Source organism: Akkermansia sp. BCRC 18949 (assembly GCF_045011645.1).
GTDB classification, from domain to species: domain Bacteria; phylum Verrucomicrobiota; class Verrucomicrobiia; order Verrucomicrobiales; family Akkermansiaceae; genus Akkermansia; species Akkermansia massiliensis.
This window is the reverse complement of record NZ_CP123619.1, coordinates 1,930,985-1,950,422: the sequence shown is the minus strand read 5'-3', so window position 1 is coordinate 1,950,422 and position 19,438 is coordinate 1,930,985. Positions and strand designations below refer to the sequence as shown.

The following is a 19,438-nucleotide window of genomic DNA, read 5'->3' as shown; positions in this document are numbered from 1 at the left end:
TCAGAAGCGGGGAATGAAGAAAAGGATGAGGGAGAAGATCAGCGTGCCCGCGGCGGCGGTCACCCACATGAGGCGTATGGCCAGGGCCAGGTCACTGACGGCGGCTTCCGTGCGCCCGGTTCCTATCCACGGGTAGTCCGCAGGAACCCCCTTGTAGGAGACCGGACCGCCGATGCGGAGGCCCAGCGCGCCCGCGAAGGCCGCCTCGCTCCAGGCGGAGTTTGGGCTGGCATGGGCGCGGCGGAAGGTCCAGCCCGTGGTGAATGCCCTCCGGGCGGAGGTTCCCTTCACGAAGAGGGCCGCCAGGGAGATGCACGGCAGGATGAGGCGCGCGGGGATAAAGTTGAGCGCATCGTCCGTGCGTGCGGCAAAGGTGCCGAAATGTCTGTACTGGTCGTTCTTCTTTCCCCACATGGCATCCAGGATGTTGAAAACGCGGTGCGTCAGCGCGGCGAAGGCCGCCCCGGAGGCGCCCCCTGCCAAGCAGCCTGCCGCAGCCCAGAACAAGGTGGAAAAGACGCCGTCCGTCAGATTTTCCGCCACGCTTTCAATGGCCGCCCTGGCCATGCCGTGACGGTCCAGCCGCTCCGTGTTTCTCCCTACGATCATGGAAACGGCGTGCCGCGCCTCGCCGTCCTTCCCGCTACGCAGGGCGTTCGCCACCCGCAGCGCATGCTCTGCCAGGCCGCGCGGGGCCATGCAGATGTAAATGACCAGAACGGCCGGAATCCAGGGAATCCACGGGGAGGGGAAGACGGAAAAGGGAAGGCAGAATACCGCGCAGGCAAGCCATGCGGCGGCGCAGGTTCCTAAAGCCGCCGCCGTTCCCGCCGTAAAAGTCCCTCCCCACAGCCGCCGCGCCAGGGTTTCCGCGCGGCGCGCGCACCAGCCGATCAGGCAGACGGGATGGAACCTGTTGGGCGGATCCCCCGCCAGAATATCCAGCAGAAGGGCCGCAGGCAGGATGAACGGGCACGGAAGCATGGGTCAGCGTTTCAGTTGAAGAATACGGTAGATGGCCTTGAGGTCCAGATGCTCCCGGACTACGTCCGCCAGGCGGTCCAGCGCGCCGTCCAGGTCATAGGAGGCGTGCAGGGATGGATTGGGGGACAAACCGGAATCCACTCTGACCATGTTGATGAACGCGCGGCGGAACTCGTCGCCGTCCAGAATGCCGTGCAGGTACGTGGCCCAGATTCGGCCTTTGCCGTAGCCGCAGGGGGAGCCGTCTTCCCGGAACATGATGGGGACGCTCCCTCCCTCATGGCGGGTGACGCCGTGGTGGATTTCATAGCCCGCCGCGGGAGGGGCCAGCGGCGTGCTTGCCCGGCGCACGTTGAGCAGGGTTTTGGCGGCGGCGAAAGTGGTGGAAAGCTCCAGCAGGCCAAGCCCCGGCGTCCGTTCCTCCGCGGATTCCATGTGCAGCGGGTCCAGAATGTCCGTTCCCAGCATTTGCAGGCCGCCGCAAACGCCCAGCATCCACTTTCCCTGTTCAGCGTGCCGGCGGATGGGTTCTTCCAGCCCTGCGGCGCGCAGTCCGGCCAGGTCCGCCGCCACGCTCTTGGTGCCGGGCAGGATGACCAGGTCCGGATTCCCCCATTCCTCCCGTGTCCGCACCTGGCGGAGGCGAACGTCCGGCTCCGCCGCCAGCGGGGCGAAGTCCGTGAAGTTGGAGACGTGGGCGGGCATCACTACGGCCACGTCCAGACTGTCCGCGTGTCTGGCTTGCCCGTCCTGTTCAAAGGGCAGCGCGGCCCGGTCCTCTTCCGGAATGCTGATGTTCCGTATCATCGGGATGACGCCCAGCACGGGCCTGCCCGTACGGTCCAGCATGTAGCTGTGCGCCGGGGCCAGCAGCTCCGGGTCTCCGCGGAACTTGTTGACCACAAAGCCCGCCAGCAGCTCTTTTTCCCAGGGGGCGAACGTCATCCATGTCCCCAGGAAGGAGGCGTACACGCCGCCCCGGTCAATGTCCCCGGTGAGCAGAACTTTGGCGCGCGCGTAGCGGGCCATGTTCATGTTCACCACGTCTGCGGATTTCAGGTTGATTTCTCCGGGGCTTCCGGCCCCTTCCAGGCAGAGGACGTCATACTCGTCCGCCAGGGAATCGTACGCCCGGCGCACGTCCGGCCAGAAGCGCCTTTTGGCCGTAAAATATTCCCGCGCCTCCATGTGGCCCACGGCGCGCCCCAGCACGATCACCTGGGAGCCGGTGTTGGAATGGGGCTTGAGCAGGATGGGGTTCATCCTGGCATCCGGGTCAATGCGGCAGGCCTGGGCCTGCACCATCTGGGCGCGGCCCATTTCCTCCCCCAGCGCGGTCACGCCGGAGTTGAGGGCCATGTTCTGCGCCTTGAACGGGGCCACCCGGTGGCCGTCCTGAAGAAAAATGCGGCACAGGGCCGCCGTGAGCACGCTTTTTCCAGCGTCGGAGCAGGTGCCCTGAATCATCAGGGCCGGTTTGGGCAGTTTGCGGAGAATGGCGGGGCCGTCTCCCTTCAGCTCGGCCCGCAGGGCCTCTGCCAGCAGGGCGTGTTCTTCCGGCGTGCGGACGCCTGCACGGAACCAGCCGCCGTTTTCCAGCCCCGGATAATTGGAGCAGTCGCGCAGCGCGATGCCGTGGTTTTTCAGGAGCCGGGCGGCCAGGCCGGAAGGCGCCCCCGCCAGGCGGAAGAGCAGGAAGTTGGCTCCGGACGGGAGCACTGCGGCGCCCGGCAGGGCGGAAAGCCTGCGGAACAGGTCTTCCCGGCGTTCCCGGTTCAGGGCGCGTTCCCCGTCCGCCCATGAAGGGGGCTGTTCCAGGACGGCCTGCACCGCAGCCGCCGCAAAGGCGTTCACGTTCCACGCGGGCAGGGACTGCCTCAGCCGTTCCGCCAGCGGAGCGGCGCAGACGGAAAAGCCGCACCGGACGCCGGCGATGCCGTAAAATTTGGTCAGGGAACGCAGGACCACCAAGTTGGGCAGAAGGGCCGCGTCACGGAGAAGCGATTCCGTTCCGTCCGCGTAGTCAATGAAGGATTCGTCAATAATCCAGATGACTCCGGGGCGGTCCCGCACGGCCTGGCGCAGGGCCGGAACGTCCAGCAGGCCGCCGGACGGATTACAGGGATTCGCCAGGAAAACGGCGCTTCCGCCTGCGGCCTGTTCCGCCGTCAGGAGGGGTGACGGAATAAAGGAATTCCGTTCCTCCGTCCGGATGGAAAGAACGTCTGTGCCATGGCGCAGGCAGGCCAGCCTGTATTCGGAAAAAGCGGGTTCCGGAATAACGGCCTGTTTCAGTTCCAGCGCGCGCGGGAGGGCGTGAATCAGTTCGTTGGCTCCGTTGCCGAAGGTGAAGCAACCGGAAGGCAGCCCGTAATGAACCGCTGCCAGTTCCCGCAGCTCCGCCATGTCCGGGGAGGGGTAGGGAACGGCTGCATCCATGGCCTTCCACAGCGCGGAGGCAATGAACTCCGGCATTCCCTCCGGCCTCAGGTTGACGCTGAAATCCAGAATCTCCCGTTCGGGCCGTCCGGCATCTGCCGCCAGGGATTTTAAATCTCCTCCGTGTGAAAAACTGTTCATACCGTAGTAGTAGAGACCGGAAGTCCGGACGTCCGCGTGTGCCGGGAAAAGGAAGGAAACGCCTTGAAGAAACGGTTTTTCCGGAAGTTGGGAACTCCTCTGAAAACGGAAATCCTTCCCCGCTGCGGGAAGGAGGGTGAAAGGCGCGTCATGGGCGCATCATGTCCTGTACGCGCCGGGGGTGACAAGACAAAAATGGAGAACTCCGGTTGGAAAAACGGGATGGCGTGCGGCGGCTGAAAAGAGGAAGCGTCCGCAAAGCGGCGGAATGTTCAAAGAAAAATTTTTTTGGCTTGTCATACCGGTCTCTTTGGTATTTCATCCGTCTCATGAACCCTTATGGGAAGGGTTACAGACCTCAGGGACGCCCGTAGCCGGGCAGGAAATAGATTGGGGAATACCGGTGTGAATCCGGAGCGGTACCGCCACTGTAAGCGAGCCTGTCTCGCAAGCCAGAAGACCAGCCTGTGGGGTTGTCCAACTGTTCGGCGAGTTACCGAACGTAAGGCACCACAACCATGCTTTATACGAAGAAAGCCCTTCAGATGGGCGCTATTGCCGTTGGCCTTGCCGCATTCGCAGGCCAGTCCTCTCTTGCCGAGTCCGCTAAAAAAGAAGACTCCAAGCCCTCCGCCAGTTCGGAAACCATGCAGGTCATGCCGGAATTGACCATGGCGTCCCACTTTACGGGCGTGCCGTACAACCGGTCCGGGGTATCCGTTTCCATCATCAATCCGGAAGAATTCCAGAAGGCGGCCATTGAAACCCTGACAGGAGCCCTTTCCCAGACTCCCGGCGTCTTCACGCTGGACGGCGGCGGCACCTGGCAGCGCGGTTCCGTGAGCAACACCGTCATCCGCGGGATGAACAAGGAAACCTACACCCTGACCATGGTTGACGGCATGCGCATCAGTGATGTCAACATGTCCGGCAACAAGCTGCTGGGGATCACCAATCTCTTTACGGTGGGCAATGTGGAAGTGGTGAAGGGCGCCCAGGGCGCCGTCTTCGGTTCCGGTGCCATTGGCGGCGTTGTTGCCATGGACACCCCGGAAGGGGAAGGCGATCCCGTGACCAGGATTTTTGCGGAAGCCGGTTCTTTCCATTCCTTCAACAGCTACGCGACTTCCTCAGGCAAGATCAAGAAGCTTTCCTACTTTGTGGGCGTGGGGTTTGAATCCACGGAAAACGATCCCACCATTTATCCGGCCATTTATGACAACCGGAAAGGCATGAACGACTTCCGCCAGTGGCAGGAAGCCGTGCGCCTGGGCTATGACGTCAATGACAAGGTGAAGGTGGGCTTTACCTACCGCCGCCTGGATTCCTACTTTGAATACCCCACGCCATATGTGGATTACGACCAGTGGCCCGCCGTGACGGACCCCCACCTGTACAACACGGAAGACAAGAACCGCAGCAACCTGGTGACGGGGCGCGTGGATGCGGAAATTACCAAGCTGTGGTCCACCAGCTTCATGATCGGGCATTACAACATGGACTATTCCACGCATACGCCGGGCTTCGATTTCCAGCCCAACGTGATGCGCAACCGCCGCTTCCAGACGGAATGGCGCAATGCACTTACGTGGAACAAGGAATGGAAGACGGTCGCCGGCATGGCCTGGGACCGCTCCGACTACATGAGCGAAAACAATTACGTGGCCAAGGATGAATGGCAGAGCACGCTTGCCTTCTTTGCGGAGCAGATGTGGGCGCCCACGGACAACTTTGACGCCAGCGTGGCCCTGCGCCTGGAGCATGATTCCGTTTGGAACAACCACTTCACGTGGCGTTATTCCAATTCCTGGAAGGTGACGGGCAAGGATTCCCCCACCCGTATTTTCGGTTCCGTGGGTTCCGGCTTCCGCGCCCCCACCTACTTTGAACAGTACGCCGCCAATTACGGCTACGTGGGCAATCCGGACCTGGACGTGTCCAAATCCCTGGGCGGAGACCTGGGCGTGGAACAGCGCCTGGCGGACAACCATTACGCTTCCGTAACGGGGTTCTGGACCCGCATTAACGATGAAATCGGCACCAAGAGCGTAGGCACGTGGCCCAACTCCTACACGACTTACGACAACTTCTCCCACGCCACTTCCTATGGCGTGGAAGTAGCGTTCAAGGGGCAGTTCAAGGATGCGTGGAACAGCGGCTATTATGCCAACTACACCTTCACGATGCCCAAGCGTGACTCCATCGGCAACTATGAAACCATCCAGATGGCCAATACCGCCCGCCATACCATCAACGCGGAGGTTTATACCTCTCCGGTTGAAAAACTGACGGTCGGCTTCGGCGTAACCTCCGCCATGGGGCGTACGGACTACAACTATGCCCGTCTGGACAACTTCTTTACGGCGCGTTTGTTCGCCAGGTACCAGGTGACGGACAATGTGGCGCTCCATGTGCGTGTGGAAAACCTGTTCGACCAGAATTTCATCATCACGAATGACTATAACTTCGGACCGCGCCAGGCCCGGGGGCTGGGAGTCTTCGGCGGCGTGACGGTCGAATTCTAATTGCTTTTCAGGACTAATTGTTGATTGCACCCCCATCTTCCGTCTTGCGGGCTGTTTCAGGCGAAGGGAACAGCTCCGGGCGGAAGATGGGCTTTTTGTTTTCCGGTGGTTCCGGAATCGGTTAACATGCGGCGGTAATCTGAGCTGTGTTTCGCTGGCTGTACATTCTGGGGGCGTTGGTCCTCGCCGTCTTTCTGGGAGGAGTCCTTTACTTCTCCCAGCGGGAAGCGGACGTTTGGCATGAGGCCTCCGGACGGACGGACGGCAGGGGCATGCCTGCCGTGTTTGACGGCTTCGTGGAACGGTGGAACAGGTCTGTGGAGCGGGAACTGCTCCGGGAACTGGCAGGCGGCGAGCGGAAGAAAAGCCTGCTGTCCGTCTCCCGTGGCGATGGGGATGGGCGGCGTCTGGCCGAGCAGGAGCGTTCCGTGGAACGCATCGGCAGAAGGCTGGAGCTGAAAGACCATATCCGCCTGCTTCCCCTGGAGGAGGTTCCTGCGGAATTGGAATGGCGGACCGGAATGGAGGAACCGGAAGTGGGTGACCCCCGCGCCGTGAAAGGGGGGCTGGTCCGGCTGTGGATCAATACGCCGTTTCCCGGAACCCTGCGGGCGTTCGGACCGGGAAGCGAGACCTTTTTCAACTACTCCGCCATTGACAACGTGTGGCTTCCCCTGGTGGGGCTGCATCCGGAAACCTTCCGGCCCATTCCGGGGCTGGCGGACCGCTGGGCTGTCTCCGCGGACGGGAAAACCGTTTTTTACCATCTGGACCCGGAAGCGACGTACTCGGACGGCCGCCCCGTAAGGGCGCAGGACTTCCTGCTGAATATCTGCCTCCGCACGTCCGGCTTTGCCCGGGACCCCTTCTGGACCACCCTGTTCCGTTCCACGTATGACCAGATTACGGTGTACGGGGATTCCGTCATTGCCCTGACGCTGCCGTCCCCCAGGCCGCTGCTGCCCTACATGGCCTGTGTGGATTTCCATCCGGCCCATCCCGGTTTTTACCATGATTTCAATTCCCTGTTTCTGGAACGCTACCAGTGGAAGGCGCCTCCGAATACGGGAGGCTATGTGGTGGTTCCCGGTAAAATAAGGATAGGCGAGCGCATCACCCTGGCCCGTGTGAAAAACTGGTGGGCGAAGGACCGGAAATACTACCGCTATTCCTGCAATGCGGACCAGGTGGAGCATGTATTTGTAAACCTGGAAAACAAGGCGGTTGAAATGTTCCGCCGCGGGGAGCTGGACATGATGAACGTCCGCAAGCCGGAGGTGTGGGAAAACAGGCTGGAACTGCCGGAAGTGCACCGGGGCTACATAGACAAATACAGCCTGGAAGCCGGTTATGCCTGCCCCCCGTACGGCCTGTATCTGAATTGTGCGGACAAGCTTCTGAAAAATCCCGGCGTCCGCAAAGGACTGGCGCATTCCGTGAACATGGGCATGGTGATTGATACCCTGTTCCGCGGGAATATGAGAAGGCTGGGCTCCTACATGGAGGGGTACGGCGATCTGACTCTCCCGCTGAAAGCGCCGGAATACAGCAAGAAAAAAGCCATGGAACATTTTGCCCGCGCCGGTTACCGGGAAATGGGGGAAGACGGCGTGCTGAAGAATGAACGGGGGGAACGGCTGGTGGTGGAACTGACCTTCGCGGACTCCTCCACCCTGATGACCAATGTTTGTTCCATCCTCCGGCAGGAGGCCCTGAAATGCGGGGTGGACCTGCGCCTGGACCCCCTGACCTATAATGTCTGTTCCCGGAAGGTATTTGAAAAACGGTACCAGGCTGCCCTGTGGGCGTGGCCGCTCCAGACGCCGTTCCCCCGGCTGTATGAAACCTTTGCTTCCGAGCTGGCGTACGATGCCCGCGGCAACCCCGTAGGCAACACGAACAATATCTTTGCCGTGGCGGACACGGAACTGGATGCGGCCCTGGACGCGGAGCGAAATGCCACGGATGGCTCCGCCCTGAAAAAAGCGCTTCACCGCGCCCAAAAGCGCATTCATGAACTCTGCGTCTGGATTCCCGGCTGGCGGGAACCCTACACGTACGTCGCCTGCTGGCGCTGGATACGCTGGCCGGAATCCCCCACGCGGTTCTGTTCCCCCCGGATTTACAACCCCCTGGAATCCCACCTGTACTGGGTGGATGAAAAAATGAAGAAGGAAACGCAGGAAGCCCGGCGCCGGGGCGTTTCGTTTGAAGAAAGGCATCAGGTGATACGTATTGAAAGACCGGATGACGCCGCTCCGTAATAAAACCAGCCCGCCGGCTCCTTTTTAAATTGAAAGGAGGCGGTTTTTCATCATAATTCCCCTGATTCTCTGTAACCGTTTATTGACTCCATCATCATGAAATTATCACTTTTTTCCGTTCTTCTTCTGGCAGGGCATCTTTGCATGGCCGCTCCCATGCCCCTGCCGGAATCCAATGACGGAGCCAAGCATGTCTTTACCACCAACCAGGAAAACTTCCTGATGGATGGAAAGCCCGTCAAAATCATCTCCGGGGAAATGCACTACCCGCGCGTGCCGCGCGAGCACTGGCAGGACAGGTTCCAGCGCATGAAGGCCATGGGCATGAACACCGTCTGCACCTATCTGTTCTGGAACGTCCATGAACCGGAACCGGGCAAGTGGGACTTCTCCGGAAATCTGGACTTTGTGGAATTCATCAAGGAAGCGCAGAAAGCCGGCCTGTGGGTCATCGTGCGTCCGGGGCCCTACGTTTGCGCGGAATGGGAATTCGGCGGGTTCCCCGGCTGGCTGCTGAAGGATGAAGACCTGAAGGTCCGCTCCCAGGACCCCCGCTTCCTGGAACCGGCCATGGCTTATCTCAAGAAAGTCTGCTCCATGCTGGAACCGCTGCAGATCACCAAGGGCGGCCCCATCATCATGGCCCAGGTGGAAAATGAATACGGCTCCTACGGCTCCGACAAGGACTACGTGAAAAAACACCTGGAAGTCATCCAGAAGGAGCTTCCGGGCGTAGTGCCCTTTACCTCGGACGGCCCGAACGACTGGATGATTAACAACGGCACGCTGCCCGGCATCGTTCCCGCCATGAACTTCGGCGGCGGAGCCAAGGGCGCCTTTGCCAACCTGGAAAAGCACAAGGGCAAGACTCCCCGCATCAACGGCGAATTCTGGGTAGGCTGGTTTGACCACTGGGGCAAGCCCAAAAACGGCGGCAGTACGGAAGGCTTCAACCGCGACTTGAAGTGGATGCTGGAAAACAACGTCTCCCCCAACCTTTTCATGGCGCACGGGGGCACCTCCTTCGGCTTCATGAACGGGGCGAACTGGGAAGGGGCCTACACGCCGGACGTGACCAATTACGACTACGGCGCGCCCATCTCTGAAAACGGAACCCTGACGGACCGTTACCGTACCTTCCGCCAGACCATTCAGGACTATTACGGTGATACGTACAAGCTCCCGGAACCGCCCGCGCAGCCGGAAATGATGGAGCTGCCGCCCATCACGTTTACGGAGAAAGCCGGCATGTTCAACCGGCTCCCGCAGCCTGTCATCCGCAAGGAACCCGTTCACATGGAAGCCCTGGGGCAGAGCCTGGGCTTCATCCTGTACCGGACGAAGGTGAACGGCCCGGTGAAGGGAGAGCTGAAAATGAACAACATGCAGGACCGCGCCATCGTTTACGTGGACGGCAAAAGGCAGGGTGCGGCGGACCGCCGCTACAAGCAGGACGCCTGTGACGTGGTCATTCCCGCGGGCCTCCATACGGTGGATATCTTTGTGGAAAACATGGGCCGCATCAACTTCGGCGGACAAATCCAGGGAGAACGCAAGGGAATACGCGGCCCCATCACGCTGGACGGGAAGAAGCTGGAAAACTTCCTCATCTACAACCTCCCTTGCAAGGGCGTGGAGCTTCTGTCCTTCTCCGGCAAGAAGCCGGGCGGCGACCAGCCCGTGTTCCACCGTGGATATTTCAACGTCTCCAACCCCAAGGATACCTACCTGGACATGCGGGACGGCTGGAAAAAGGGCGTCGTGTGGGTGAACGGCCACAATCTGGGCCGCTTCTGGTTCATCGGCTCCCAGCAGGCGCTTTACTGCCCCGGCGAATACCTGAAACCGGGGAAAAATGAAATCGTGGTGCTGGACGTGGACGGCGGCTCCGGCACGGTGAAAGGCGTGAAGGAAGCCATTTACGAAGTCAACAGGGATCCCGCCATGGCGGATGTCTTCCGCGTGGGCAAGCCCGTGGCTCCCGCCGCCAGCCAGCTCGTGCACAAGGGAACCTTCGCCAAGGGGGCGGACCAGCAGGAAATCAAATTCCGCGCTCCCGTCCAGGCCCGCTACATCGCCCTCGTCAGCAAGAACGCCCATGACAACGGTCCGCACGCCGCCATTGCGGAGCTGAACTTCCTGGATGCCTCCGGCAACCTGCTTCCCCGCGAACAGTGGTCCGTGGTCTATGCGGACTCCCATGAAACGGCGGGGGAAGCCGCCCAGGCGGGCCTGGTGATGGACAACCAGCCCACCACCTACTGGCACACCAAGTGGCAGGGAGACAACCCCAAGCACCCGCACATGATCGTGCTGGACCTGGGCAAGGTGCAGAAGCTCTCCGGCTTCCGTTACCTGCCGCGCCAGAACCGGGAAAACGGCCGCATCAAGGACTATGAAGTCTACGCGTCTCCCAAGCCGTTCAAGCCTGCCAAATAAGGATTCCCTGAAATCCTGATCTTTCCGGGGCCGCTCCATCCCAGAGGATGGAGCGGCCTTTTTGTGTCCGGAGAGCCGCATGTTCCTGCGGCAACCAAAATCTTAAAAACATGGAGCCCTGCCGTCCGGTTGGAAATTCAGTTGCCGTATGGGGGCGCATGCGGGGCCCGGCATAAAAAAGGCGGCTCCGTGGTGAACGGAGCCGCCGTGAGGCAGTAATGAACTCAATGATTGTTAGAAGTTCCAGGAGAAGCCCAGCTTGATGGTGTGGTAGCCGGGATCACTGTAGCCCTGAATCTGGTAATATTCGTAGCCGATCAGGAAGTCAGCGCTCTTGGAGATGCTGAACTTGAACCCGGCCTGGGCTGCCCAGGAAAACTTGGTGGTGGAGATGGTGTGGGAATGGCTCCCGTCTTCCAGCCCGTGGATGGTGGTTTTAATGTCTCCGTACGTGGCGCCCGCCTTGCCGCCCAGATAGAACATCGTGTAATCGCCGATGGGGAGGTTCAGCGTATAACCGGCCATCATCGGAACGTAGGTGGAGCGGACGCTGGCGGTATAGGGGCCGCTGATGCCCAGGTCATGCACGCTGGGATGGTGGGAGCCTGCCAGAATGCCGCCGTTCAGGGAAATCTGATGAACAATGCTGCCGGTTTCAATGTAATTGAAAATGCTCAGATTGCCGCCGGCCACGTTGGGCATGGCATCCTTGGTGGCGATGCCGTAAGCTCCTTCCAGGGACATGCCGAACTGGCCGTCGTATTTGTCGGCGTGGTAGGCATTGGCGGCGGACACGGAGGCCACGAGGGCCAAACCTAGCAGTATAGTCTTGTTCATATGGGGATAAATGGTGAATTTAACTGTGGTTCATTCTTGGCAGTTTTCTCTTTTGAAGTCAAACATGAAATGTCAAATTTGCATGAAATCCCCGGGCGCCGGGAGATGAAGTTGCCAGAACGGGCCCGGTGGGGTACATTCTGCGCCATGGAACAACAAGCGTGTGATTTGCTGGTGACCGCTTCCCGCATGCTGGCGGGTGCGGAACAGGCCGGTACCACCGGAAATGCGGCCGTCGCCGTCCGGGACGGGAAAATTCTGGAAACGGGGAGCGCCGCAGAACTGGAAGCCAGGTGGAAGCCCGCCGCCCGCAGGGACCTGGGAAATGTTCTGCTGATGCCGGGGCTGGTCAATGCCCATACGCACGTTCCGATGACCTTCTTGCGCGGCTTTGCGGATGACCTGCCTCTGATGGAATGGCTGACCGGGCATATTTTCCCGGTGGAAGCCCGACTGACGGACAGAATTGTCTCCCTGGGGGCGCGGCTGGGCATGTATGAAATGATGCGGACGGGCACGACGGCTTTTGTGGACTCCTATTTGCTGGAAATCAACGTGCTCCGGGAGGCGGAGCGCATGGGAATGCGCTGTGTGGGCGGGGAGGCTCTTTTTGCGTTTCCTTCCCCGGCGTACGGCGGATGGGATGCGGCTGAAGCCCTGTACCGGGAGCAGGCGGCGCGCTTTGCGGGCCGCGGCAGGGTACAGGTGGCCCTGATGCCGCACAGTGTGTACACCACCAGTGACGACGTGCTCCGGAATTCCATGAAGCTGGCGGAGGAACTGGACCTGATGCTGCATATCCATCTGTCGGAATCCGCCGGAGAAGTGGAGCAGTGCCGCTCCCTGCACGGGGACAGGCGCCCGGTGGCTTATGCCCGGGACATGGGGTTGCTGAATGAACGTACCGTGCTGGCCCACATGGTGGACGTGACGGATGATGAACTGGAACTGGTAGCGGCTTCCGGAGCGGCAATCGCCCACAACCCGGTCAGCAATTTGAAACTGGCTTCCGGCTTCGCCCGCGTGCGGGACATGGCGCGGGCCGGCATCTCCGTCTCCCTGGGAACGGACGGAGCGTGCAGCAACAACAGCCTGGACATGTTTGAAACGATGAAGCTGGCCGCCATTCTTGCCAAGGGATGCAGCGGGGACGCTACCGCGGTGCCCGCCGTGCAGGCGCTGAACATGGCCACGGCGGAGGGCGCCCGCATCTTCCGGACGCCGGGGCTGGGAACGCTGGCTCCGGGAGCTCCCGCGGACATGATTGCCCTGGACCTGGATGAACCGAACCTGTGCCCGATTTTCAACGAAGCGTCCCATGCCGTTTATGCCGCTTCCGGCAAGGACTGCGTGTTCACCATGGTGGAAGGGAACATCCTGTACGACCACGGAACCTACACGGACGGCCTGTACGCAGACACCGCCGCGGAAATGCGGGACCTGGTGGAGTGGGTGAAGGGGAAGGAATAAAGACGGAAGACTAAATACAAAAGAGAAAATAGTCTTTAACAGGCATTTCCCCTCTATTTAATCTTTTGTCATTGGGGCGCCGTTCAGGCGGCGCATGCTCATATTCCTTCTTTACCCGCAAGGGGGGATGCCTTTATAGTAATTTCATGCAATATGATCTCATCGTCATTGGTGGAGGCCCTGCCGGCTATGTGGGCGCCATCCGCGCCGCCCAGCTGGGAAAATCCGTGGTGTGCGTGGAACGCGACCGGGTAGGGGGCACCTGTTTGAACTGGGGTTGCATCCCCACCAAGGCGCTTCTGAAAAATGCGGAGGCCTACCTGACCGTGACGGCCCGGGCCAAGGAATTCGGCATGACGGTGGAAGGCGTCAGCGTGGACTGGAGCGAAGTGATCGGCCGTTCCCGCAAGGTCAGTGACCGCCTGGCCGGCGGCGTGGGTTTCCTGTTTAAGAAAAACAAGGTGGACTCCGTCACGGGGGAAGCCTCCATCACCGCCCCCGGCAAGGTGGAAGTGAAGGCCGCCGACGGAACGACGAGCGTTCTGGAAGGAAAAAACATCCTGATCAGCACCGGCTGCGTCACCCGCACGGTGCCCAGCCTGCCCCTCAACGGAACCACCATCATCGGTTCCAGGGAAGCCATGGTGCTGGAAAAGCGGCCTGAGAGCATGATCATCATCGGTTCCGGTGCCATCGGCACGGAATTCGCCTACATTTACAACTCCTTCGGCACCAAGGTAACGCTCATTGAAGCGCTCCCGCGCATGCTTCCCAATGAAGACGACGACTCCTGCCAGACGCTGGAACGCGCGTTCAAGAAGCAGGGCATCAAGGTCATGACGGGAGCCTCCGTGGAATCCGTCACGGAAACCTGCGACGGCAAGGTCAAGGCCAACGTGAAAAACAGCAAGGGACAGGAAGAGGAAATCACGGCGGACGTCTGCCTGGTGGCTATCGGCGTGAAGCCGGTCGTTCCCGCCGCTCCCGGCCTGGAACTGACGGAAAAGGGATTCATCAAGGTGAATGACCGTTACGCCACATCCATTCCCGGCGTTTACGCGGCGGGAGACGTGATCGGCGGCGTGCTGCTGGCGCATACGGCCACCTTTGAAGCCGTGCAGGCCGTGGAAGGCATGTTCAATCCGGACTACCAGCCCAGGCAGGTCGGCTTCTTCCCCAGCTGCACCTACTGCTACCCGCAGGTGGCTTCCGTGGGCAAAACGGAACGCGCCCTCAAGGAAGCGGGCGTGGAGTACAAGGTGGGCAAATTCCCCTTCCAGGCCATCGGCAAGGCCGTGGCCGCCGGAGAAACGGACGGCTTTGTGAAAACTCTGTACGGCGCCAAACACGGCGAACTGCTGGGCGCCCACATCGTGGGGCCGGAAGCCACGGAACTGATTGCCACGCTGGGCGTCGGTATTCAGGCGGAACTGACGGACGAGGACATCCACGCCACCATCTTCGCCCATCCCACGCTGTCGGAAGCCATCCATGAATCCATGCTGGCTTCCGAGGGAATCGCCATCCACATGTAACGGTTTTCACGGGAAGAGCCCCGGAACGGGGCTCTTTTTCTCCATTAAAAAAGATGAACGATAACCTGCGCTGGAAACAAAGGCTTCAAAACCTGAATAAGGCTTTTTCCCGGTTGCGCCATGCTTGCGCGTTGCCGGAATACAATGAATTGGAAATGGCCGGACTGGTACAGACTTATGAATCTACATTTGAGCTGTGCTGGAAAACGTTGAAAGATAAACTGGTCTATGACGGCTACAGCGTTAACAGCCCCCGCGAAGCTATCAGGCAGGCGTTTGGCGCAGGTTTGATAGGTCATATTGATTGTTGGCTTCAGGCGTTGGAAAGCCGCAATTTGTTTGTACATACTTATGATGATTCCAGCGCGGAAGAGGCGGTTTCCCTGATTAAGGGAAAATTCTTTCCCATGCTGGCCCCATGTGTGGAAAATCTGAACATGATGGCGGAGAAAGAGGACTGAACGATGGCCTGACGGCCAAGGTGCGCTCAGGCATCCGGGAAATTCTTTCACAGACTCCGCAGATTAGGAAAGCCGTTTTATTCGGTTCCCGCGCCCTGGGCACGTGGAAGCCTGCGTCCGATATCGATCTTGCCCTGGAGGGCGAGGAGCTGGATTTATCCGTCCTTTTGACTCTCCAAGCGCGTCTCACGGAGTTGAACCTGCCTGTGGAGGTGGACTTGATTATTCGTAACAAAATCATTAATCCTGATTTGGAGCGTCATATCCATGCTTATGGCAAGGAGTGGTTTTCCCGTTCCATGGAATGAAGAGATTTTGACCCCGGAGAACCCCTGTAAAACAGGAAAGACATTCAATCTTTCCTCTTTAGTATTTAGTCTTTTTCTCCCCGGTCCTCATAGCTCAAACACCGGATTCTCCACGGCGTTTTTCACCGCAATAAGGAACTGCACGGCCTGCTTGCCGTCCACCAGGCGGTGGTCATAGGAAAGGGCCAGGTACATCATGGGCCGGGCGACGATCTGGCCGTCCCGGACCACGGGGCGTTCCTGAATGGCGTGCATGCCCAGAATGCCGCTCTGGGGCGGGTTCAGAATGGGGGTGGAGAGCAGGGAACCGTAGGTTCCCCCGTTGGAGATGGTGAAGCAGCCCCCTTGCAGGTCCTGCATGGACAAGCTTCCGCCGCGCACTTTTTCCGCCAGGGCGGCGAGTTCCAGTTCCAGCTCCGGGAGCGTTTTCCGGTCGCAGTCCCGCAGCACGGGGACCACGAGGCCCTTGTCCGTGCCGATGGCTACGGAAATATCGTAATACAGGTTTTCCACAATGTCCGTGCCGTCTATTCTGGCGTTAACCTGGGGCACTTCCTGAAGGGCCTTGACCACCGCCTTGATGAAGAAGCTCATGAAACCGAGCTTGGTGCCGTACCGTTCCCGGTACGTCGCATTGAATTGTTTGCGGAGCTCCATCACGGCGGACATGTCGCACTCGTTGAAGGTGGTGAGGATGGCCGCCTGGTGCTGGGCCTCCACCAGCCGGGCCGCGATGGTGCGGCGCAGGGGGCTCATGGGTTTCCTGATGAAACGCGGGGCGGTTTCCTTGTCAGACTTCCCGTTTTTCCCGGCGGGAGGCTGTTCCGGGGCGGACGTTTCCTTTTCCGGCTTTTGTTCCGGGGATTCGGCCACAGGAGGAGGGGGTGTGGAAGCGGGTTCCTCCCGTGTTCCCGGCGCTGCGGTTTTCTCCGGTTCCGGCGGTACGGGAGCCTCTTCCTTTTCCGGTGTGGCTGCGGTTCCGTCAGCGGAAGAAATGCGGCCCAGAGCCGCGCCGATGGGGGCTTCCACTCCTTCCGGGACGAGGATTTCCAGCACGCCGCTTTCGTCCGCCTCCAGGTCCGTGGAAACCTTGTCCGTTTCCAGCGTCACCAGGGTGTCGCCTTTGGCTACCGTGTCACCGGCATTCTTGTGCCACGCGGCTACGGTGGCGGTGGTGATGGATTCTCCGAAGTTGGGGATCAGGATGTCGCTCATGGGAGGAAGATGGGTTTAGGATTGCGCCCGCGGCCCGAAGGCGGTGGCGATGAGTCTTTTTTGCGCGGCGGCGTGCAGGGCCTTGGCGCCCTCCGCAGGGCAGGCCATGGGCGGCCGCCCTGCATAGCGGAAGGAGGTGGCGAAGAGGCGCCCCATCCTGTTCCGCAGGTGGCCCCAGGCCCCCATGTTGGAGGGTTCCTCCTGGCACCAGACGAAGTCGCGCACCTTCTGGTAGGGGGCCAGCAGGTAGGTGAGCTGTTCCTGGGCCAGCGGGTAGATTTGTTCCAGGCGGATAATGATTGTGTCTGAAATATTCCGTTCCTTCCGGTAGGCGGCCAGGTCATAGTAAACTTTCCCGGTGCAGAAGACGGCGCGCGTTACCTGGTCCGGCGCGGGAGCGTCCGGGTCCGGCAGCACTTCGTGGAAGCGGGAGGGAGCCAGGAATTCCCGGTGCGGGGAGACGGCCTCCGGACGGGAGAGCAGGCTTTTGGGCGTGAAGACGATCAGCGGCTTGTGCACGTTCTGGTGCACCTGGCGGCGCAGGGCGTGGAAGTATTGGGCCGGGGTGGTGGGGTTGATGACCTGCATGTTGTCGTCCGCGCAGAGCTGGAGATAGCGTTCCATGCGGGCGCTGGAGTGTTCCGAGCCCGCCCCTTCATAGCCGTGGGGCAGCAGCAGCACAATGCGGTTTTTCTGGTGCCATTTGGCCTCCGCGGCCGCAATGAACTGGTCCACGATGACCTGCGCTCCGTTGGCGAAGTCCCCGAACTGGGCCTCCCACATGACCAGCGCGTCCGGGCTTTCCAGAGCATAGCCGTATTCAAAGCCCAGCACGGAGGCTTCCGACAGGGAGGAGTTGTAAATGCGGAAAGCGGTAGTGCCGTGGTTCAGCTTTTCCAGAGGAGTGTACAGGGAGCCGTCATTGAAGTCATGCAGGACGGCGTGCCGCTGGGAGAAGGTGCCGCGCTGGCAGTCCTGGCCGGACAGGCGCACGGTGTGGTTTTCCGCGAGCAGGCTGCCCCAGGCCAGGGATTCCGCCATGGCCCAGTCCAGCAGTCCGCCTTCCCGGAAGGCCTCCCGGCGGCGGGCCAGGAAGCGTTTTTCCAGCGTGGGGTGGGGCGTAAAGCCGTCCGGCAGTTCCGTAAGGATATCTCCGATGCGCTGGAACAGCTCCGGGCTGATTCCCGTCCGTACGCTGGTACGCGGGATGGGCGTTTCATCCGCATCCTGCGCGGTGGCGGGCAGGATGTAGTCCGCGGGGTTTTCCTTCATTTGCAGGTAGGCCTGTTCCATGCCTTCCCAAAGGTCTTTCCGGATGTCCTGCTCCTGCTGTTCCGTCAATTCCCCGCGCTCCCTGAGCGCCGTTCCGTACAGGGCTGCGGCGGTGGGGCGCGCCTCAATCCGCTTGGTCTGCATGGGTGCGGTGAAGGCGGCCTGGTCCGTTTCATTGTGGCCCAGACGGCGGTAGCAGTACATGTCCAGAATGATGTCCCGCCCGAACTTCTGGCGGAACTGGAGCGCGAATTCCGCCGCCCACACCAGGTCCTCCGGGCTTTCCCCGTTGATGTGCAGGATGGGGGACTGGAGCATCTGCGCCACGTCCGTGGCGTAGCGGGAGGAACGGGCCTCGTCCGGTCCGGTGGTGAAGCCGATCTGGTTGTTGATAATGAGGTGCACGGTGCCTCCCGTGCGGTAGCCTTTCAGCAGGGAAAGATTGAGCACTTCCGCCACGAGCCCCTGTCCTGCGAAGGCGGCGTCCCCGTGGAGGACGAGCGGCAACACATGCTTGCGTTCCGCGTCTTCCAGGTTGTGCTGCATGGCCCTGGCCCTGCCTTCCACCACGGGATACACGGCTTCCAGATGGCTGGGGTTGGAGGAGAGGCGGACGTGAAGGTCGCGGCCGTCCACATGGCGCGTGGTGGCGTAGCCGAGGTGGTATTTGACGTCGCTCCTGCCAATGGGGGATTCCGGCAGGTAGTCCGGCGTGAATTCTCGGAAGATGGTTTTCAGCGGCTTGTGGAGGATGTTGGCGAGCACGTTCAGCCTCCCGCGGTGGGCCATGCCCATTTCAATGTGGGAGACGCCGGCGGCGGGGCAGCGCTTGACGATGGCGTCCAGCAGGACGATGGCGCCCTCCCCCCCTTCCAAGGAGAAGCGTTTTTCCCCAATGAAGCGCTTGCCCAGGAATTCCTCGAACAATTCCGCCTTGCAGAGATGGAAGAAGGCGTCCCGCCGGACCTCCGGGCCGTAGTCCACGCCGTTCGCCCGGAGCTTGATTTTTTCTTCAATCCAGGAGCGGATTTCCAGATTGTCTATGTGGTGGTATTCAAACCCGATGGGGCCGCAATAGATTTTTTGCAGGTGGCTGATGATTTCACGGAGGGTGAACGTGCCGCCGTCCATGAAGGTGCCGATGTTGGCGGGCTGGTCCAGGTCTTCCGGACGGAAGCCCATTTCTTCAAGATTGACCGGGGTGCAGGTCTTGTCCGGAGACGCCAGGGGATTGAAGCGCGCGCACTGGTGGCCCATGACCCGGTAGGCCCGGATGAGCTGGTTGACGCGCCCCCGGCATTCCGCGCTTTCCGGCGGGACGGTGTAGGGGGAGGCGTCCGTGTAGTTCCCTGCGTTTCCTTTTTCCTGCGGAGCGTTGCCGCTCCCCAGTTCATAGCCCTCAAACCAGGCGGCCCAGAGAGGGGCTACGGACAGGGGATCGTTTTTCCATGATTGGTGGAGCGCCGTGATTTCCTCAGGCGGCAGTCTGGAGAAGATGGAGGCGTTCATGCCGAAAGATGGGTTGATACGGGGCTATTCCATGTTCAC

The 19,438-nt window shown here is 60.6% G+C and carries 12 protein-coding genes and 1 riboswitch; of the genes, 7 read left to right on the top strand and 5 right to left on the bottom strand.

Annotated features, from left to right (window positions below):
* The gene (gene cbiB / locus P8A25_RS08195; protein WP_215442295.1) at positions 1-984 is read right to left on the bottom strand and encodes an adenosylcobinamide-phosphate synthase CbiB; all 984 of its coding nucleotides are present in this window, start codon (positions 982-984) and stop codon (positions 1-3) included.
* Between the two features lie 3 nt (positions 985-987).
* Positions 988-3,564 (bottom strand): cobyric acid synthase, encoded by a 2,577-nt coding sequence (locus P8A25_RS08190; RefSeq protein ID WP_215442296.1) that lies wholly within the window; start codon positions 3,562-3,564, stop codon positions 988-990.
* 336 nt (positions 3,565-3,900) lie between these two features.
* Positions 3,901-4,048: riboswitch (cobalamin riboswitch) on the top strand.
* A gap of 34 nt (positions 4,049-4,082) precedes the next feature.
* Here P8A25_RS08190 and P8A25_RS08185 point away from each other — a divergent pair.
* The 3 genes from P8A25_RS08185 to P8A25_RS08175 all read left to right on the top strand — a co-directional run bounded on the left by P8A25_RS08185 (position 4,083) and on the right by P8A25_RS08175 (position 10,792).
* Positions 4,083-6,089, top strand: a complete 2,007-nt coding sequence (locus P8A25_RS08185; protein WP_215442297.1) for a TonB-dependent receptor — start codon at positions 4,083-4,085, stop codon at positions 6,087-6,089.
* A 146-nt stretch (positions 6,090-6,235) separates the two neighbouring features.
* Positions 6,236-8,353, top strand: a complete 2,118-nt coding sequence (locus P8A25_RS08180) for an extracellular solute-binding protein (RefSeq protein WP_215442298.1) — start codon at positions 6,236-6,238, stop codon at positions 8,351-8,353.
* Between the two features lie 96 nt (positions 8,354-8,449).
* Complete coding sequence (locus tag P8A25_RS08175) at positions 8,450-10,792, top strand: beta-galactosidase (protein WP_215442299.1); 2,343 nt, start codon at positions 8,450-8,452, stop codon at positions 10,790-10,792.
* A 234-nt stretch (positions 10,793-11,026) separates the two neighbouring features.
* Here P8A25_RS08175 and P8A25_RS08170 read toward each other — a convergent pair whose 3' ends face one another.
* Complete coding sequence (locus tag P8A25_RS08170; RefSeq protein WP_215442300.1) at positions 11,027-11,629, bottom strand: porin family protein; 603 nt, start codon at positions 11,627-11,629, stop codon at positions 11,027-11,029.
* A 147-nt stretch (positions 11,630-11,776) separates the two neighbouring features.
* On the opposite strand from P8A25_RS08170, the gene P8A25_RS08165 reads away from it, so the two are divergent.
* From P8A25_RS08165 to P8A25_RS08150, 4 genes are all read left to right on the top strand, one after another.
* A complete protein-coding gene (locus P8A25_RS08165; RefSeq protein ID WP_215442301.1) occupies positions 11,777-13,099 on the top strand; it encodes an amidohydrolase in 1,323 nt (440 codons plus the stop codon).
* 146 nt (positions 13,100-13,245) lie between these two features.
* On the top strand, positions 13,246-14,634 hold the full coding sequence (gene lpdA / locus P8A25_RS08160; protein ID WP_215442302.1) for a dihydrolipoyl dehydrogenase: 1,389 nt from the start codon (positions 13,246-13,248) through the stop codon (positions 14,632-14,634).
* Between the two features lie 53 nt (positions 14,635-14,687).
* Positions 14,688-15,095, top strand: coding sequence for a nucleotidyltransferase substrate binding protein (locus tag P8A25_RS08155; RefSeq protein WP_215442303.1), 408 nt, complete (start codon positions 14,688-14,690; stop codon positions 15,093-15,095).
* Complete coding sequence (locus P8A25_RS08150) at positions 15,053-15,403, top strand: nucleotidyltransferase domain-containing protein (protein WP_215442304.1); 351 nt, start codon at positions 15,053-15,055, stop codon at positions 15,401-15,403. Before P8A25_RS08155 ends, P8A25_RS08150 begins: the two co-directional genes overlap by 43 nt.
* An 87-nt stretch (positions 15,404-15,490) precedes the next feature.
* Here P8A25_RS08150 and P8A25_RS08145 read toward each other — a convergent pair whose 3' ends face one another.
* Together P8A25_RS08145 and P8A25_RS08140 are read right to left on the bottom strand one after the other, a co-directional pair.
* Complete coding sequence (locus P8A25_RS08145) at positions 15,491-16,618, bottom strand: 2-oxo acid dehydrogenase subunit E2 (protein ID WP_215442305.1); 1,128 nt, start codon at positions 16,616-16,618, stop codon at positions 15,491-15,493.
* Positions 16,619-16,633: 15 nt separating this feature from the next.
* Entirely contained in the window at positions 16,634-19,399 is a 2,766-nt protein-coding gene (locus P8A25_RS08140; RefSeq protein WP_215442306.1) for a 2-oxoglutarate dehydrogenase E1 component, read from the bottom strand.
* Between the last annotated feature and the right edge of the window lie 39 nt (positions 19,400-19,438).

Excerpts from the sequence above, each read along its gene's own strand:
- P8A25_RS08175 (WP_215442299.1), top strand. The coding sequence starts at position 8,450 with ATGAAATTATCACTTTTTTCCGTTCTTCTTCTGGCAGGGCATCTTTGC.
- cbiB (WP_215442295.1), bottom strand. The coding sequence starts at position 984 with ATGCTTCCGTGCCCGTTCATCCTGCCTGCGGCCCTTCTGCTGGATATT.
- P8A25_RS08155 (WP_215442303.1), top strand. The coding sequence starts at position 14,688 with ATGAACGATAACCTGCGCTGGAAACAAAGGCTTCAAAACCTGAATAAG.
- P8A25_RS08170 (WP_215442300.1), bottom strand. The coding sequence starts at position 11,629 with ATGAACAAGACTATACTGCTAGGTTTGGCCCTCGTGGCCTCCGTGTCC.
- P8A25_RS08185 (WP_215442297.1), top strand. The coding sequence starts at position 4,083 with ATGCTTTATACGAAGAAAGCCCTTCAGATGGGCGCTATTGCCGTTGGC.
- P8A25_RS08165 (WP_215442301.1), top strand. The coding sequence starts at position 11,777 with ATGGAACAACAAGCGTGTGATTTGCTGGTGACCGCTTCCCGCATGCTG.
- P8A25_RS08145 (WP_215442305.1), bottom strand. The coding sequence starts at position 16,618 with ATGAGCGACATCCTGATCCCCAACTTCGGAGAATCCATCACCACCGCC.
- P8A25_RS08140 (WP_215442306.1), bottom strand. The coding sequence starts at position 19,399 with ATGAACGCCTCCATCTTCTCCAGACTGCCGCCTGAGGAAATCACGGCG.
- P8A25_RS08150 (WP_215442304.1), top strand. The coding sequence starts at position 15,053 with ATGTGTGGAAAATCTGAACATGATGGCGGAGAAAGAGGACTGAACGAT.
- P8A25_RS08190 (WP_215442296.1), bottom strand. The coding sequence starts at position 3,564 with ATGAACAGTTTTTCACACGGAGGAGATTTAAAATCCCTGGCGGCAGAT.
- lpdA (WP_215442302.1), top strand. The coding sequence starts at position 13,246 with ATGCAATATGATCTCATCGTCATTGGTGGAGGCCCTGCCGGCTATGTG.